Annotated in this window: 15 protein-coding genes; 8 read left to right on the top strand and 7 right to left on the bottom strand. The window is 41.4% G+C overall.

The features are described from left to right. Window positions 1–319 precede the first annotated feature (319 nt). The 5 genes from plsY to N3A72_02555 all read right to left on the bottom strand — a co-directional run bounded on the left by plsY (window position 320) and on the right by N3A72_02555 (window position 6,628). Window positions 320–928: a glycerol-3-phosphate 1-O-acyltransferase PlsY gene (gene plsY, locus N3A72_02575; protein ID MCX7918495.1), complete on the bottom strand. Its 609-nt coding sequence runs from the start codon at window positions 926–928 to the stop codon at window positions 320–322. Window positions 929–1,020: 92 nt separating this feature from the next. Next, complete coding sequence (gene der / locus N3A72_02570) at window positions 1,021–2,448, bottom strand: ribosome biogenesis GTPase Der (GenBank protein ID MCX7918494.1); 1,428 nt, start codon at window positions 2,446–2,448, stop codon at window positions 1,021–1,023. 40 nt (window positions 2,449–2,488) lie between these two features. Continuing rightward, on the bottom strand, window positions 2,489–3,505 hold the full coding sequence (locus N3A72_02565) for a flippase-like domain-containing protein (GenBank protein ID MCX7918493.1): 1,017 nt from the start codon (window positions 3,503–3,505) through the stop codon (window positions 2,489–2,491). A 61-nt stretch (window positions 3,506–3,566) separates the two neighbouring features. After that, window positions 3,567–4,508, bottom strand: a complete 942-nt coding sequence (locus tag N3A72_02560) for a glycosyltransferase family 2 protein (GenBank protein ID MCX7918492.1) — start codon at window positions 4,506–4,508, stop codon at window positions 3,567–3,569. Between the two features lie 11 nt (window positions 4,509–4,519). After that, window positions 4,520–6,628: a glycosyltransferase family 39 protein gene (locus tag N3A72_02555; protein ID MCX7918491.1), complete on the bottom strand. Its 2,109-nt coding sequence runs from the start codon at window positions 6,626–6,628 to the stop codon at window positions 4,520–4,522. A 432-nt stretch (window positions 6,629–7,060) separates the two neighbouring features. Here N3A72_02555 and rpmH point away from each other — a divergent pair, with 432 nt between their 5' ends. The 6 genes from rpmH to mnmE all read left to right on the top strand — a co-directional run bounded on the left by rpmH (window position 7,061) and on the right by mnmE (window position 12,178). Next, window positions 7,061–7,198: a 50S ribosomal protein L34 gene (rpmH, locus tag N3A72_02550; protein ID MCX7918490.1), complete on the top strand. Its 138-nt coding sequence runs from the start codon at window positions 7,061–7,063 to the stop codon at window positions 7,196–7,198. 31 nt (window positions 7,199–7,229) lie between these two features. Next, window positions 7,230–7,598, top strand: a complete 369-nt coding sequence (rnpA, locus tag N3A72_02545) for a ribonuclease P protein component (GenBank protein ID MCX7918489.1) — start codon at window positions 7,230–7,232, stop codon at window positions 7,596–7,598. 86 nt (window positions 7,599–7,684) lie between these two features. Further along, window positions 7,685–7,891, top strand: a complete 207-nt coding sequence (gene yidD, locus N3A72_02540; GenBank protein MCX7918488.1) for a membrane protein insertion efficiency factor YidD — start codon at window positions 7,685–7,687, stop codon at window positions 7,889–7,891. Window positions 7,892–8,013: 122 nt separating this feature from the next. Beyond that, a complete protein-coding gene (gene yidC / locus N3A72_02535) occupies window positions 8,014–9,966 on the top strand; it encodes a membrane protein insertase YidC (protein ID MCX7918487.1) in 1,953 nt (650 codons plus the stop codon). 23 nt (window positions 9,967–9,989) lie between these two features. Continuing rightward, window positions 9,990–10,646, top strand: coding sequence for a Jag N-terminal domain-containing protein (locus N3A72_02530; GenBank protein MCX7918486.1), 657 nt, complete (start codon window positions 9,990–9,992; stop codon window positions 10,644–10,646). Between the two features lie 131 nt (window positions 10,647–10,777). After that, the gene (mnmE, locus tag N3A72_02525) at window positions 10,778–12,178 is read left to right on the top strand and encodes a tRNA uridine-5-carboxymethylaminomethyl(34) synthesis GTPase MnmE (GenBank protein ID MCX7918485.1); all 1,401 of its coding nucleotides are present in this window, start codon (window positions 10,778–10,780) and stop codon (window positions 12,176–12,178) included. A 526-nt stretch (window positions 12,179–12,704) separates the two neighbouring features. Here the strand turns inward: mnmE and N3A72_02520 are convergent. After that, window positions 12,705–14,039, bottom strand: a complete 1,335-nt coding sequence (locus N3A72_02520; protein ID MCX7918484.1) for an NCS2 family permease — start codon at window positions 14,037–14,039, stop codon at window positions 12,705–12,707. A 113-nt stretch (window positions 14,040–14,152) separates the two neighbouring features. Here N3A72_02520 and N3A72_02515 point away from each other — a divergent pair, with 113 nt between their 5' ends. Continuing rightward, window positions 14,153–14,668, top strand: coding sequence for a class IV adenylate cyclase (locus N3A72_02515; protein MCX7918483.1), 516 nt, complete (start codon window positions 14,153–14,155; stop codon window positions 14,666–14,668). 25 nt (window positions 14,669–14,693) lie between these two features. Continuing rightward, window positions 14,694–15,500, top strand: a complete 807-nt coding sequence (locus N3A72_02510; GenBank protein MCX7918482.1) for a class I SAM-dependent methyltransferase — start codon at window positions 14,694–14,696, stop codon at window positions 15,498–15,500. Here the strand turns inward: N3A72_02510 and N3A72_02505 are convergent. Then, window positions 15,497–16,834, bottom strand: a complete 1,338-nt coding sequence (locus N3A72_02505) for a (Fe-S)-binding protein (protein ID MCX7918481.1) — start codon at window positions 16,832–16,834, stop codon at window positions 15,497–15,499. The two genes, N3A72_02510 and N3A72_02505, sit on opposite strands and share 4 nt — an antisense overlap. Window positions 16,835–16,871 lie beyond the last annotated feature (37 nt).

Raw genomic sequence — 16,871 nt, 5'->3', positions numbered from 1 at the left:
AAATCCTACCACCAAGACACTTAAGCACTAAAGATAAACACCGTTAAGGTTAAATCTAATTTACTTGGAGTCTTGATGCCTTGGTGGTTAATATTCGATAATACTGTTTTGAGTTGATAAATTCACTCGGTTAACGTTATAGTTATTGAGTGAATATGGTTGGATTATTGTGAGTTATAGAAAATTTCTACTTAAGTTGGTTATAACTCTAGATTTATCAATGTAAAAGCAAACTCACCAATGGTGAGTTTGTTTTTTAGGTAGGGCTACTACATAGTTTAATTTGACTCCGTCTCGTTGTTTATCTTAGTGGCAAAGGCTAGGGTTTCTTCTTAAGTGAGAATTTGTTTTCCGTTCCGGCAAGGAGTCGTTTGATATTACTTCGATGCCGGACGAGGATAAATAACGCTAGCAGAATTGAAAGAATGATATAGAGTATATTCTGATCAACAAGAACCACCAGAATCGGGAAGCTAACTGCAGCACCGAGTGACCCGAGTGAAACATACCTAGATATCGCTAATACTATTCCAAATATACCGAGAACTAATAAAGTCGGTTGCCAAGCCAGTCCGAGAAAAACCCCGGCACTGGTTGCTACCCCTTTCCCGCCTTTAAACTTTAAGAAAATCGTCCAGTTATGTCCGCAAACCGCAGCTAAGCCAGCAAGAACCTTCATCCATGGTTCTGAAGTATGGAATAACCATGGAAGCAGAGTTACCGCAACGGTTCCTTTCGCGACATCGACAATAAAGGTTAGCAGCGCATACGGTTTTCCGAGAACTCGGAGAACGTTAGTCATCCCGATATTTCCGCTGCCGAACTTCCGGATATCAACGCCTTTCATTCGCCCGAGCCAATATCCGGTAGGAATCGAACCGAGAAGATAAGCGATAATAATAATTAAAACAAAATTAGCAATGAACATACCGAACTTAACACTCTAACCACCAACTCACCAAGGCTAATCCGACTGAAATATCTATTCTTTGAGCCTTGGTGCCTTGGTAGGAAATAATTCTATTCTCTTTTTCGTTCTCGGAGTTTGATGGTCACGGGTGTACCAATAAACCCGAACGATTCCCGTAACGAATTTAAGATATATTTCTGATAACTGTTCGGTAGATCATCTGGATGATTTACGAACAGAACGAATACCGGCGGTGCGGTTTTAACTTGAGTGATATAAAACAATTTAATCTGTCTACCTTTCAGTTCTGGCGGTTGTTTTCGTGCGATTACCGATGCAAGAAATTTATTCAGTTCGGAAGTTGAAATCCGTTTATTCCGCTCGATATGCACCGCTTTAACTAAATCGAGGATTTTCAGAACTCGCTGTCCAGTTAATGCTGAAGTGTATATTACCGGTGCATAGTTCAGAAAAAATAAACTACTGCGAAGATGGTCTTCAAATTTCTTCATCGCAGTTGAAATCAAAAGACCACGGTTGGGTAAGGGAGATTCGCGGTTGCTTTGGTTTTCGTTTTTCGTCTTTCGTCCTTCATCTTTCTCCTTAAATACCAGTTTCCCTTCAGCGATATCTTTTTCAACCAAATCCCATTTATTGACTACGATAACGCAACTGGTTCCTTCCTGTTCGATTGTGCTCGCAATTTTCATATCCTGTTCCGTTACACCGATTTCTGCGTCCAAAACCAATGCCGCAATATCCGCTCGACGAATCGCCCGCATCGCACGAATCACCCCGAAACTTTCTACACCCCATTCGACTTTCGACCGTTTCCGAATCCCAGCGGTATCGATCAGCAGATAATTATCCTGTTTATACTGAAACGGGGTATCAATCGCATCCCGAGTCGTTCCCGGGTGCGGGCTAACGATAGTTCGTTCCTGCCCGAGAATAGCGTTGAGAATAGAAGACTTCCCGACATTCGGTCTGCCGACAATCGCTAGTTTAATGATTTTTTCCTGTTTTGGTTTCCCCTTTTTTTCGGGTGGCAAATGCGCAATAACTTGGTCAAGTAGTTCGTTTATTCTCATCCCATGCAATGCTGAAATCGCTATCGGCTCACCCAATCCGAGTTTATAAAATGGTGCAGTAAATCCAATATCATCCGGATTATCGATTTTATTCACTGCAATGATAACTTTTTTCGCTTGTTTACGGAGCAATTCTGCTGCGAGTTTATCTTCTTCATCTAGGCCAGATTTCGCATCAACGACGAAAATGATAACATCCGCTTCTACGATAGCTACTTCCGCCTGTTTCCGTACCTCAGCTTCTATACCAGTAGTTGCGCTCGGAATCAATCCCCCGGTATCGATGAGTGTAAACTCTCGACCAGCCCAATCAGTTGCAGCATAAAGCCGATCTCGCGTTACCCCCGGCATATCGTCAACAATTGCAATTGATTTCCCGACTATCCGGTTGAATAGAACCGATTTACCGACGTTTGGTCGTCCAATGATAGCAACTAATGGATGCATAAACTCCAGCGAGCAGATATTAGATATCAGAATTCAGAAATCAGACAACATCTGACTTCTGACCTCTTATTTCCGCCCTTTTACTTTCTGTTTTACGGAATATAAACAACGGTCCACCGAGCAGACTACTAACGATAACGATAAATAACCATAATAATGCAAAGGAAAACGCAACCGATTTATCGACTCCAACCAACCCGAGGAAAAAAACATAAGCGTTCTCGCGAACCCCGATCCCATTAAAACTTATCGGAATCGCAGCTAGTAATGCAATGATCGGCATTGCAACATAATAATAGGAAAAAGGTATTCGAACATCTAATGCTAATCCGATAATAACGTTAACTAAGATATTCAATAGCTGAAAAATGAATGAGAGTAAAATGACATAATAAAATAATTTACCATGATGGAGATAACTACTGACATCATTTAAGAATATTTTCAATTGCGAACCTGTTGGAATAGCCTCTGCGGTTGTAGGTTTAAACTTAACCATCACCGCTATTCCGATAAGGGTTCCGAATAGAAGACAGATGAATAGTATCGATAAATTTATTTGCATCGGTTTCGTGAGTATCGGATTATTATAAAAGAAGAAAAAATAGGTTAAACTAGCAATAATAATTAACGCTAATAATCCGGTTGCCCGCTGCATTAAAACCGTACTTAATGATTCTACTACCGTTAACTGGGCTATATCTGTATTAGTCTTTGACTTTGTTCTCGAACCGTAATCTTTATATAAATAATATCCGCGCGGGATATCCCCGCCGACAATTGATGGGAGAAATAAATTGAAAAACATTCCGATAAAATAATAACTAACAATCTTAGCAAAGGGAATCGGTACCGCTTTTGTTTTAATCAACAATGCCCATTTATAACTATTCAGAACTTGTCCGGCAATGTATACACATAATCCGAGAACGACGTAGCCCCATTGTGCATTCGCTAATGAGGTTTTCAATCCGGTTACATCAATTTTATAGAAGAGATACCCGAGCAAAACGATGCTAATCGATATTTTGATGCTGAAACTCAGCCAACGTTTCATAAATAAATAATATAAAATGGAAAAGTATCAAAGCACCATTAACAATCCTTAATTGCGCGATTTATTTCAGCATCTGGCGAATAACATAAATCGGTTTATTCTGCGACTCGTGGTAGGTGCGCGCAACCAGTTCCGCTAATAACCCAAGTGAAATAAACTGGAATCCGAGCATGATTAATAGGATACCAAGCCATAATAGCGGTCGATTCGATAAATGCTCTTGATACGCTAATTTTAAAAAGGTTAAATATCCGCTTATCCCCAACCCGAGAATACATGAGATTAACCCGATACTACCAAAAATCTGCAAAGGTCGCGTTGAAAAGGATAAGAGGAACTTAACGGTAATTAAATCTAGGAGCACGCGCCAGATCCGATTGAGCGTATATTTACTTTTTCCGAATCGACGTGGATGATGTTGAACCGGTATTTCAGCAATTTTCGCTCCGACCCAACTCGCGAGTGCGGGAATAAACCGATGCATTTCACCATAGAGTTTCAACTCTTTAATCACTTCCGCTCGATACGCTTTCAGCGAACAGCCATAATCATGGAGTTTGACGCCGGTGATACTGCCGATAAGCCAATTAGCGATTTTTGATGGAAGTATCCGTGTGACATATTTATCTTTCCGGTTGATACGCCATCCGCTAACGATATCGTATCCTTCTTCCATTTTTTCTAATAGTCGTGGAATATCTACTGGGTCATTCTGCAAATCTGCATCGAGCATAATGATAATCTTCCCTTGTGCATAAGCGATCCCTGCTGACATTGCGGCAGTTTGCCCGAACCGACGCCGGAATTGGATAACCCGTATCTGTTCCGGAGACTTCTGATAGAGTTCGGATAGTAGTTGAAAACTCGAATCGGTACTTCCATCATCAACATAGATAATCTCAAACGATTTCTCCAATGCCGTCAATGTATTTATGAGTGCTTGATGCAACTGCGGGATATTCTTCTCTTCATTCAACACAGGAATTACAACTGATAGCTCCATATAATTCTCCATTAAAATGAAGTTGGCGGTGATATCGATAACCCTTTAAAATTATAACATTTATAGATAAAAAATTCTCGGACAAGTTCTTTTTCTCGATAAATCGGAACCGTTCTCGCCAGATAGCATTGTTCAAATACATTGATAATTTTTTCATTGAACTGTTTTTGATTATCGGTTATATAGAGTGCGTTTTGTCCGAGTAATTTATTCCAGCCATTCCAGATATCATACTGATTCATTCTCCGGCCTAGATTAATACAATAGGTTTCCGGCTGACCGGGAACGTAGAACGCGAGTTCACTGGCGACTTGATAACTATCACTGAAAATGAATACCTGTTTCCCATTAGTTTCAGCTAGGATTTCAAACTGTACCTGCCCGACCTGTTCTCCTAGTTCATGCCAACCCCGGAGGCGGTTAGTCACATCATACTTCGCTTTAAGTGGTATAAGTTTTCTTACATAATCAGGTTTATGGAGTAATAAAACTAAAAGCGCTGTCAGGATAATCGAAATCCAGGTGAGAAGAGCGATGAGATTTTTCTGTTGTTTTGTTTTCGCATCCTTAAATTTCCTATCAAAGACCGCTACGGTTAACATTAAACCGGTATAATATGCGGGTGCAGCCCAATTCGCCTGAACTTTCCCTTGAACGCTCTTAACCAGAAAAGTGAGAAAAATCGGCGCTGAAGTACACCAGAGATACCAATATACAGGAACCTTATTTAGCATCGGTTGTGTTTCAAGCGATGGAGACCAATATTTCCACCACGCATAAACCATCGCACCAAAAAACCATGGTGTTAGGATGCCGATTTGTGAACCGAGGTATTCGAAGAAATAACCGAAGGTGAACTTAATCCCATGGGTTACTTTAGATAATTCAGTAATATGGCGAAAACTAATCCAGTTATGGAGATAATTCCAGTAGATAACCGGACTGAATACGATGAATCCGATCAATAAACTCAGATATGGTTCTTTCCGTTTCAGCCAATAACGCGGTTCTCTACTAAACATAAAGAAGAGAAACAATGCCGGAATTAATAATCCCATGGTATATTTACTTAATAACCCTAATCCAATACAAATACCACCAAGATACCAATATACCGATTTTTTTTGCGTGATTCCTAAATAGAGCAAATAAACGGTTAATCCCCAGAATAGTTGCAAGAGGATATCTGTTGTCATTAATACCGCTCCAGCAGAATATAACGGAATTAAATTCATAATCAGCACGGTATAGAATGCAACAAGGCTATTTCCGAACATACGCTCGGTAAACCGATAGGTTATATAGCTTAACACCACGGCGATACTCACTGCACCGAGTCGAATCGCAAACGCGGTATTTCCGCATAGTTTAGTCCATAGATAAATCCAATACGCGACCATCGGTCCTTTGCTATAATAACTGCAATCGAGATGTCGCGACCAATTCCAGTATTGCGCTTCTTCTGCAGATAAATCGAGTTTCCCTCCTTGGATGTATTGTAATCGAAATAAAGTTATCAAAATAAGAATGAAGGTTAGGAGATAACTATATTTTATTCCTAACAATGTTTTTTCATTAGACCGTGATGTCCAATCCAAACCAGCGAGGAGTTTAAGTACTATCATTGCGCTGATGAATCCGACAACCCAACCGAATAGAATATCCGATGGATAATGGACTCCAACATATATCCGAGAATAAGAAATTAAGAACGCAACGATTATCGCAGGTATAGCGACTTTTTTTTGTTTCCAATATCGAATACTGAGCATGGTTGCTGCGGTTGCCATATTCACCGCATGATTTGATGGGAATGAATAGGAAGATGACGAAGAGACCAAAATCCGGACATTATCCAGAACATGTTCCGGCCGAATCCGTTGAAATATATGTTTCAAAATATTACCGAACGTATCACTGAATACGACCCCGATGATTAATAATATAACGGTCGTTTTCTCATACCTCCGTCCAAAAACAAGAAAACCGAAGATGGCAATTAAGAGGATAGAATGGAAATGACTGAATTGGGTAATATAGACCATTACCGAGTCTAGCCAAGGATGGTTCAACTGACGATTTATCCAATAGAAGAGACTAATATCGAGCTGATGGAACATAATCTTCGCGCAATAATTCTATAAATATGCTATGCAATATAGCCAGCTTCTGTCAAATTAAGAATTAAAAAACATTTTTTTCTTGACAAAAAATATTTTCGTGCTATGATAATTTTATCATTTAAAGGAGGTGACCCGCCTTGGCAGGAAAGTGTTGTGGTGCTAAAAAAGCTCCAAAGAAAAAAAAGAAATAATTTGCAGTGAAATTACGATAAACGTGTAATAATCGAATGGGTTTTTTAGTTTACCGTTCCAAAAATTTTTGGAACGGTTTTTTATTGGGGAACAGTTTCAGTATCACCTGAGAAGACAAGGTTCCTATAGGTTATTTCAGCTTGACAGAATCAAGCAAAACTGGCTATGATGTATTGTTAAAATAATCTTAAGCGATATCATAATTTATCTGAGATAAAGGAGGAGGGCTCCCCCGGAATGAAACGGACTTATCAGCCGAGCAATTTGCGGCGGAAACGGACGCATGGGTTTCGTAAGCGGATGGCGACCGCTGGTGGCCGAGAAGTCATCAATCGCCGTCGCCGAAAAGGGCGAAAACGTGTCGCGGTAACTTAAGTTATGAAATAAGGTATATGCTTATGGAAGAATGAAACGGTTTAAATTTACCAAACAACAGCGGATTACCACTCGGGCGGAATATCAGGCGATACTGCAACAAGGGAAAAAAGTTAGCGATAACAATTTTCGAATTGCGGTTGCGTTCAATTCAGAGATTAAGAAACCGAAACTGGGAATAATCGTTAGTAAAAAAATCGGCACCGCTGTTGAACGGAATCGGATTAAACGACGAGTCCGTGAAATATTTCGACTGAATCAGCATAATTTTGTTGCAGGAACGAAACTCATCATCATTGCGAAACCGGAATGTGTAACGAAAAAATATCAGGAATTGGAACGTTCAATATTAACCTTATTAGCCAGGGTAAACGGTGTAACCAGAAAGAACGAGATGTAGGTCGAGACGATTTTCTGAATTGATAATCATATAGCGGGGTTCAACTCAATAGTAATTGATTTGAACGTTAAGGAGTAATGCGATTAATGGCGAAATTATTTATTTTTTTTATCCGATTGTATCAAATATTCATTTCTCCGATAAAATTACACTGTTGTCGGTTTTCTCCGACCTGTTCACAGTATGCCATTGATGCATTACAGAAATACGGGCTCATTTGCGGTATCTATCGGACTGTCCGCCGGTTACTTCGTTGCCATCCGTTTCATGCTGGTGGTTACGACCCTGCCTGAGAAAAGTACCTAACATCCAACAAATATATTAGATTTCATTATATTCAATCATGATATGCAAATAGTCTGAAGTCGCTTGTTCCGCAACCGGTAAATGTGTCGAGCGAAGACGGTTTGGCCTTTTGACTTCGGATCTAGAAGCGATTTATGTTATGCGAACGAACGAATTAGTAGCTATTATTCTCTGTGCATTAGTTATCATGCTCTATTTTGGAGTCATCTATCCGCGATACGCTCCGAAACCGATACCGCAACCGCAAAAACCAATTGCAGCTGATACTACTCCATCGAGCGTTTCCACGGTAACAACGGAAACAGCTGTTCAACCAGCTATGGTAACGCAACCGGTTGCCATTGATACCGTGGTATTAGCGCAAGCGAAAGATGTGCGGGTCGAAACCGATTTATATACCGCTACGTTTACTACACTCGGTGGAACACTAAAAAGCTGGCAGTTAAAAAAATATCAAACGGAATTCGAGCCGCTGGATCTGTTACAGAAAGAATTAGTCGTTGCACAACAGAAAAATAATCTCGTTCGAGTCCATCAAATCCAGCAGCGAATCGAGGAAACGAAACAATATCTGGAATTGAATCAAGCACTCCAAACCGCAGAAGTGAAAAAAGATACTACCCGAATTGCAGAATTGAAACAGAAACTAGCTGAAACCAATCAAGTTAACCTTATCGATACGTTGCAAGCGGAATTCGCCCCGTTAGAAATTCAACTTCCAGGATTCAATCAACTTGACCGAACCACTCTGTATCAGGTAACCACGACGTATGTTTCGTTAAGCACAACGCAACCGGAATCACAGTTGGTTTTCACCGCTACACTCCCGAACGGGATGACCGTTCAAAAAATCTATCAGTTTAACCATAACACCTATGGAATAACCTGCCAGTTCAAATTAACTAATCCGAGTGATAAACTGGTTAAACTTAATGAAAATGGTGACGGAATGCGAATCGGACTCGGTTCCGGATTAGGTAAAGTCCCGATTGCAAATAATAAAGCGATGACGTTTGGGTTAGCCCCGTTTGCGCAAACGAAACATGCGGTAACGAATTTGAAGTTGAATACCAAAACGGTAAAACAGTCGTTGACTGGAGAGATAGCTTGGGCTGGATTACAAACGCATTATTTTTTAAAAATCCTCGTTCCGCAAGTAAGTTTAGTTACCACGATAACCGCAGAACTGGATTCCGCCCATCTCCCAAATATTTGGGTGCATCTCCCGACGATAGATATTCCCGGAAAAAGCACATTTTCGTTTCCTTTTTTATTCTATTTGGGACCGAAAGAATTGGAATATTTAGAACGAGCGAAACTCCCGGCTGAACAGGTGTTATTCCCTGGATTTATGTTAGCCGGACTCGATATGTTGGTGCTGAAAACACTCCGATTTTTCTATAAGCTCATTCCGAATTATGGCGTCGCTATTATTCTGCTTTCAATCTTTTTCAAAATTATCACCTTGCCATTAACCCAGATGAGTTTTAAATCGATGAAAAAGATGCAGTTACTTGCGCCACAAATGAACGAAATTAAAACGAAATATAAAGATGACCCGCGCCGGATGCATCAAGAAACAATGGCGTTAATGAAAAAATATCGGGTTAGTTACGGTTCCGGCTGTTTACCACTACTTATTCAGATGCCGATTATGTTTGCGCTATACACCACGATATCCCGAGCGGTTGAACTTAACGGTGCACCGTTTATTCTCTGGATTAAGGATTTATCAAAACCGGATACGATTTTTTATATCGCCGGACTGCCTGTCAACATTCTGCCCATATTAATGGGGATAAGTATGCTGTGGCAAATGAAAATGACGCCAAATCCGGATAAACAACAGCAAAAAATGATGATGGTTATGAATATATTCTTCATATTCCTGTTCTGGGGTCTCCAATCCGGATTAGTGCTCTACTGGTTCATCACCAATATCTTATCAATTATCCATCAGTATTATATCAATAAGCAGCCGATTAAATTGGAACCAGTAGTGCAGAAATCGAAATATAGCCGATGGCAGGAAATGAAGAAAAAATATGAAAAACGTAAATGATATTTCAGGAGGGTTTTAATGCTATGCGAAGTATTGAAATAGAAGCTCGAACAGTCGATGAAGCGGTTAGTCTCGCCTGTAAAGAGTTGGGGGTAAGTATTGCTGATGTAAATTTTGAAGTGTTGCAGGAACCGACCCGTGGACTACTCGGATTTATGGGCGGTAAATCTGCCAAAGTTCGAGTTACGGTTAAAGAGACGAAATCCGCTGGTGACCAAGCGAAAAAAGCCGTTGAATTTCTCCAGGGATTACTTGACCGGATGCATATCCCAAGCCAAATCGAAGTCGAAGAAACGGATACCGCAATTATTCTATCAATTCGGAGTTCTTATACCGGCGGATTGTTGATCGGATATCGTGGTCGAACCTTGAATGCGATTCAATATCTACTCAATCAGGTTCTAGCAAAAGAAAAGTTAACCGCCAAAAATATTGAAATCGATTTTCAGGATTACCGAAAACGACGACAGCAACTGCTTACCCGATTAACCAAAGAAGCGGTCAAAAAAGCTAAAGAGAAACGAGTTCCAATTCATATGGAAGCGATGGGCGCAGTTGATCGGAAATATGTTCATCTGTTATTACGGAATGAACAAGAAGTTACTGCCGTTAGCGTCGGGGAAGGACCTGACCGCCATATTGTCATTACCCCAGCAAAATATAAAAATAATCATCGGTAGTCATTACTAACACGATTACCGTACACCATCTTCTTTGAGAATATACTAGGTAGGGGTTTGATTGATTCATTTATTCAGCTATAGTATAGGCGCACTCAATCCATCGAACCCCTATCTTAACAGGATAGATTATGCCGACGACTTTCTCTGATACCATCGCTGCGATTTCTACTCCGCTGGGAGAAAGTGGTATCGGCATAGTCCGAATAAGCGGGGTTAATGCGTTAGCAATTGTTAGCCAGCTTTTCCGCGATGCTCATCCTCAACCGCTCCACCTCCGACCGAGCCATACCGTTTACCATGGACGTATCTTCAATCCAAAAACAAATACTGAACTTGATGAAGTGGTTATCACGATATTTCGCGCTCCGCATTCGTATACCACTGAAGATATTGTCGAAATCAGTGCCCATGGTAGTCCGCTGGTTCTCCGGCAGATTTTGAATCTGGTTCTATCACTCGGTGCACGATTAGCGGAACCCGGCGAGTTTACCAAACGCGCGTTTCTCGCCGGTCGAATCGATTTAATTCAAGCGGAAGCGGTGATTGACCTTATTCAGAGCCAGACGGAACTAGCGCAACGAGCTGCACTGCAGCAGTTAGAAGGCAGATTATCGGAACAACTGCGCCAAATATCCCATGCTTTGATGGATATTCTTACTGAGATAGAAGCGCAGATTGATTTTCCGGAAGAAGATATTCCGCAAGGAACTTATCCGCAGTATCTTGCTAGGATACATACGATACAATCGCAACTGACTCCATTACTCAATTCTGCACGATTCGGTCGGAAACTACGTGAAGGGGTTAACGTTCCGCTTATTGGCAAACCGAACGTCGGTAAATCATCGCTTTTAAATGCGTTTCTGCAAGAACCACGGGCAATTGTTACCCCGCATCCAGGAACAACCCGAGATACTATCCACGAAACGATAAATCTTAACGGGATACCATTTGAGTTTATTGATACGGCTGGATGGCGTGAAACTGATGATGTTATCGAACAGGAAGGGGTTAAACGGACTCGGAACGCACTGAAACAAGCAGATATTATTCTCGTCTTGTTCGACAATAGCCAACCGTTATCAACGGAAGACCTGTATATCATCGAACAGGTTAAATTAACTGGATTACCAATGATAGCTGTAATCAACAAAATTGACCTTCCGAATAACCTTGCGCAATCAGAATTGTTTCGGTTACTTCCAGACATTCCTATAGTCAAAATTTCAGCGGTAACCGGAGAGGGAATCCCTCAACTAGAAACTATGCTGCAAACATTAATCTCCGCCGGAGAAGCGGTATCGTCAGCGGATGCGGTTTGGGTCACCAACATCCGTCATGCAGAGTTACTGCGTCAATCGCTGGATGCGCTTACCGTAGTTGAACAAGATTTAACCCAGAATCAAGCCCCGGAACTTATCGCTGCTGAACTGCGGCAAGCGATTGCTAAACTCGGTGAAATCCTTGGGACAAATATCACCGCTGACCTGCTCGACCGCATCTTTTCCCGATTCTGTATCGGAAAATGATAGATAGTTAACGAAATCAACTATAAGATTCCCCTTTTGTACCCCTGTTTCCTACCGGAGGAGAACAAGAGCGGGTTAAACCCGCTCTTGTTCTCCTCCAAGATTCCAAACGAATTTGGTTGAATTAATATCGAGGTAATCTAAATTTGTCAAGAAGATAGATCAATGACCCTTATCACAGACAGCGTCGTTCTAGTGTATAAATTGCATGTTGCGGTAAATGGTGTTGCCTACACCATACCTAGCAAAAAAGCGGTCGGAACATTGTACGGGCGCTCATTAGATAAAATCAACCGGTTAGAAAATAGCCTGTTTATTCCTAGCGAATTGAACTGCAAACTTAAGCAGAACCTTGAGAATAGATATGTTTTGTGGTTAGGTTATAATGCCAAGTAGAACAGGTGAATGAAATAGATTTGATAATTTAGGGTATTGAAGAAATCAATGGATTCCTGCTAACGCATAACTCTTCCGTTTAACCGTTTACCATCTCATAGTCGCTATCATTCTCGCGTAGTTTGCAAAATTATGTCTTAACCAAAGCATACCGCAGGATAAATATCGCTCCTAAAACATACATCAGCCAGTTGACTTCTTTCCCTTTCCCGCTAAGTAGTTTCAGAATCGGATATGAAATAAATCCGAACGCAAGTCCATGCGCAATGTTATAGGTTAACGGCATCCCAATAATGGTTAAAAACGCTGGGATCGCTTCACTCCAGTCATCCCAGTTGATTTTCAGGATACTTTTCGCCATCATACACCCAACCAGAATCAGCACCGGCGCGGTTACCGGATACAAAAATTTCCCTTCGGCAATCTGGTATCCCCCACCAACCATCTGAACTATCGGAACGAAAAAGAGCGAGAGCAGAAATAGTAATCCGGTTACCATATTTGCTAATCCAGTTCGAGCGCCAGCCGCGATTCCGGCAGTACTTTCAATATAACTGGTGACTGTAGAAGTTCCGAGCGATGCACCGACCACGGTTCCAATCGCATCTGACATGAGCACTCGTCCTGCACGGGGTAACTTCCCGTTTTTGAGATATCCAGCTTGTGCGCCGACTCCGATAACGGTTCCGACAGTATCAAATAAATCCATATATAAAAAGATGAGAATAACGGTTACCAACCCTAAATCCCATGCTCCAAATATATCCATTTTTAAGAATGTCGGCGCTAACGATGGCGGCGAACTAACAACTCCATAAAATTTAACTAACCCGAACGGTAGCCCAATAAGCGCAGTCGCTAATATTCCCCAGAGAATAGCGCCTTTAACATTTCGAATCAGCAGAATTGAGATGATAATTAACCCGACTATTGCGAGAATCACCGGCGGCGATTTGATGTTACCTAACTGAACTAAACTCCCAGGGCTCCCGACAATGATACCCGCTTGTTGCAATCCGATAAACGCAATGAAAATGCCGATTGCTGTAGCAATCGCATATTGTAACGATTGCGGAACCGATTCGATAACCATTTCCCGAATTCGAAATGCGGATAGGAGAATAAAAATCACTCCGGAAATAAACACCGCACCGAGCGCTACCTGCCATGAAACTCCCATCCCTAACACGACGGTGAATGCAAAGAAAAAATTTTCACCCATCCCCGGCGCTAATGCGATTGGATAATTCGCTACCAAGCCCATAAAAAATATCGCGATTGCGCTGGAAATACAGGTCGCAGCGAGCACCGCATTGAAATCCATCCCCGCTTGCGATAATACTGCCGGTTGCACGAAAATAATATAACTCATAGTTAAAAAGGTTACTAACCCGCCACGAAGTTCAGTTCTGATATCCGTTTGATTCTCCTGCAATTTAAAAATTCGGTCGAGGAGATGATACATAGGGTTCCCTTCCTTTTTTGAGCGAAATTTACTATCGAAATATTATACCACGAGTAGAAAAATTGCAAGTGGTCTAGCTCGTTCTAGGTAGAGGTCATGGTATAATATTGAATATGTTAACCAATATTGAAATAAAAGCGAAATGTTCTAATCACGATAAGATTAGAGAAATACTAAACAATCATCGAGCGATTCTTATAGGAATAGACCATCAAATTGATACTTATTTCAAAGTTGCTAACGGCAGATTAAAATTGCGGGAGGGAACTATCGAGAACTATCTGATTTATTATAAACGCGAGGATATCGCCGAACCGAAAAAAAGCGACGTTATTCTCTATGCAACGCAGCCGGGAACAGCGCTGAAAGAAATATTAACGAAAGTGTTGGGTATCCTCGTTGTGGTTGATAAACAGCGGGAGATATATTTCATTGATAATGTTAAATTCCATATAGATACCGTTAAAGATTTAGGAACATTTATTGAAATAGAAGCAATTGATACCGACGGGAAAATTGGGATTGATACATTAAGGAAGCAATGCGACCATTATTTAACCTTGTTTGATATCCGAAAACAGGATTTAGTGTCTACTTCATATAGTGACCTTTTATTGCAAACCATCTAAATTCCAAATTACAATAGGTTTTGAAATGAATACTTCACCATCTCCGCAGAATCAGAATGAATGGATTAACGATGTCGATGATTTACCGATTCCGCCGTTTGAACTGATTAATCTCGTCGTCGGTCCATCGAATCCGCGCGATTTCGTTAAACTCGGGAAAGAAATCGCGTTTCAAAGCATTGTCACTGCGTTGGAAAAAAATAAGTTAAGCTTAACTCAGTTCCGTGCTATCCTTGATTTCGGCTGCGGTTGCGGTCGGATAACCCGGCATTTCAAATTCTTATCAAATACCAAAATCTATGGCACTGATTATAATCCTAAACTGATTCAATGGTGTAAAGAGAACCTACCATTTGCGGAATTTCAGGTTAACCAGCTTGCCCCGCCGCTGAATTATCCGGAGGATACGTTCGACTTCATTTTCGCTGGGTCGGTGTTCACGCATTTCACGGAAGAGCTTCAATTCGCGTGGCTAGATGAATTATGGCGTGTTCTAATGCCCAACGGTTATCTGATGATAACCACACACGGTGAACCCTATGCGAAAGATTGGTTAACTCCGGAGTTATATGCGAAATTTAAATCCGGAAAGTTTATTGTTATTCAAGCGGAAGATGTCGGCGGGAATCCTTGCGTTGCCTATCATCCGGAGAAATATATCCGAACCGCATTAACCCGGAAATTCGCGTTAACCGATTATATCCCGCAAGGATGGGATAAACAGGATATTGTTCTCTTGCAGAAACGGATTTGGCGTCTGAAGTATTTAACCAACGAAATCGCTGCCGGTAGACTGGCACAGGTACTGAAATATAATTTTAAACATCGTTAACGCTGTTTCTGATACGCTAACGCTAGAAGTTGAACGGGATGGATAACCTGGACATTTAACTTTGACCGATATACTCCTAGTCCGAGCTGCATTAAACATGAGGGACAGCCGGAAGCGACTAGGTTCGCTGCAGTATTTCCAATATTTTTCATTTTCCGGTCGAGAATTTTCATCGAGATATCGTATTTAGTTAGATTATACGACCCCGCTCCTCCGCAACACCAATCGGATTCAACCAATTCAACGAATTCAACGTTTGGGATAGACTGCAAAAGAATTCGCGGCGATTTAGTTACCTTCTGCGCTCGACCGAGATGACATGGATCGTGATAGGTCACCCGAAGTTTACCGCTTGGCGTAGCGCCTGTTGTTAACCAGTGAATATTGGCTGACTGGATGACAGCCGGCGTTACTGCTGGCGGTTCTTTTATACCGATTCGACTAAGAAATTCGGAGATATCCACCAGTTTTTTATCGAGCTGTTTCGCTAATTCCGCTTCTGGCTCACCACGGAATAAGGTTTCATATTCTTTCAGCATCGATCCGCAAGTCGCACAGTCGGTGATAATCGCATCGACATCCAAATTCTTAAAAATATTCAAATTATGTCGCGCTATCTGCTTTGCAATACCTAGTTCGCCATACGCCCGATGCGGCATTCCGCAGCATTTTGCATCGAGAATATTCTCTACTTCGCAATGGTTTTCTGTTAATACCGTTAAACTTGCACGAACATTACCAGTAAAAATCAGGTTATTTGCACAGTTTAAGAAATAGCCAACCCGAAATTTGCGTTCACCAACTGCTTGCATAACTTTAGGCAGTGTTCTTCGTATCGCTCGTGATTCTAACTTCGGTAAAATATGATCTAAATCATCTAACTGTTGCGAGATTAACCGTAATATCCCGAGTTTCTGAATAACACTCCGTAACCCGATTCTGTCATAAACCCGATAGGGAACCATCGCCCATTCAAGTCGCGGAGAAGTTACCGTCAGCCAATGGAATAGAGGCGCTTTAAACCACGGCTGTTTTCGTTCCTGATTAAGGATAGCGCGAGTATCGAGAATTGTTGAATCTACTAAAACGCCGGAAGGACATGCAGCAACGCATGCCTGGCAGGATAAACAATGATACATCAGACGATCAAATTTTCTCGAAATAGGGAGTTTACTATCTGCAACCGCTCTTGATAATGCTAACCATCCCCGCGGACTTGCGGTTTCGATTCCGAGCTCGCGATATACCGGACATACCGGCAGACAGAACCCACACCGCATACAGTTGAGTAACTGCTCGTAGGTAGGAGCAGCGAATTTTGGAGAACGATTCATTGAAATAAAATTAGCCGCAGATTTACGCAGCGACTTC

The sequence above is a fragment of the bacterium genome (assembly GCA_026416715.1).
Lineage (GTDB): Bacteria > UBP4 > UBA4092 > JAOAEQ01 > JAOAEQ01 > JAOAEQ01.
This window is presented reverse-complemented; position numbering and strand designations above follow the sequence as displayed.

Excerpts from the sequence above, each read along its gene's own strand:
- N3A72_02565 (MCX7918493.1), bottom strand. The coding sequence starts at position 3,505 with ATGAAACGTTGGCTGAGTTTCAGCATCAAAATATCGATTAGCATCGTT.
- N3A72_02520 (MCX7918484.1), bottom strand. The coding sequence starts at position 14,039 with ATGTATCATCTCCTCGACCGAATTTTTAAATTGCAGGAGAATCAAACG.
- plsY (MCX7918495.1), bottom strand. The coding sequence starts at position 928 with ATGTTCATTGCTAATTTTGTTTTAATTATTATTATCGCTTATCTTCTC.
- N3A72_02530 (MCX7918486.1), top strand. The coding sequence starts at position 9,990 with ATGCGAAGTATTGAAATAGAAGCTCGAACAGTCGATGAAGCGGTTAGT.
- N3A72_02505 (MCX7918481.1), bottom strand. The coding sequence starts at position 16,834 with ATGAATCGTTCTCCAAAATTCGCTGCTCCTACCTACGAGCAGTTACTC.
- mnmE (MCX7918485.1), top strand. The coding sequence starts at position 10,778 with ATGCCGACGACTTTCTCTGATACCATCGCTGCGATTTCTACTCCGCTG.
- rpmH (MCX7918490.1), top strand. The coding sequence starts at position 7,061 with ATGAAACGGACTTATCAGCCGAGCAATTTGCGGCGGAAACGGACGCAT.
- N3A72_02560 (MCX7918492.1), bottom strand. The coding sequence starts at position 4,508 with ATGGAGCTATCAGTTGTAATTCCTGTGTTGAATGAAGAGAAGAATATC.
- N3A72_02515 (MCX7918483.1), top strand. The coding sequence starts at position 14,153 with ATGTTAACCAATATTGAAATAAAAGCGAAATGTTCTAATCACGATAAG.
- der (MCX7918494.1), bottom strand. The coding sequence starts at position 2,448 with ATGCATCCATTAGTTGCTATCATTGGACGACCAAACGTCGGTAAATCG.
- N3A72_02555 (MCX7918491.1), bottom strand. The coding sequence starts at position 6,628 with ATGTTCCATCAGCTCGATATTAGTCTCTTCTATTGGATAAATCGTCAG.
- N3A72_02510 (MCX7918482.1), top strand. The coding sequence starts at position 14,694 with ATGAATACTTCACCATCTCCGCAGAATCAGAATGAATGGATTAACGAT.
- yidD (MCX7918488.1), top strand. The coding sequence starts at position 7,685 with ATGGCGAAATTATTTATTTTTTTTATCCGATTGTATCAAATATTCATT.
- rnpA (MCX7918489.1), top strand. The coding sequence starts at position 7,230 with ATGAAACGGTTTAAATTTACCAAACAACAGCGGATTACCACTCGGGCG.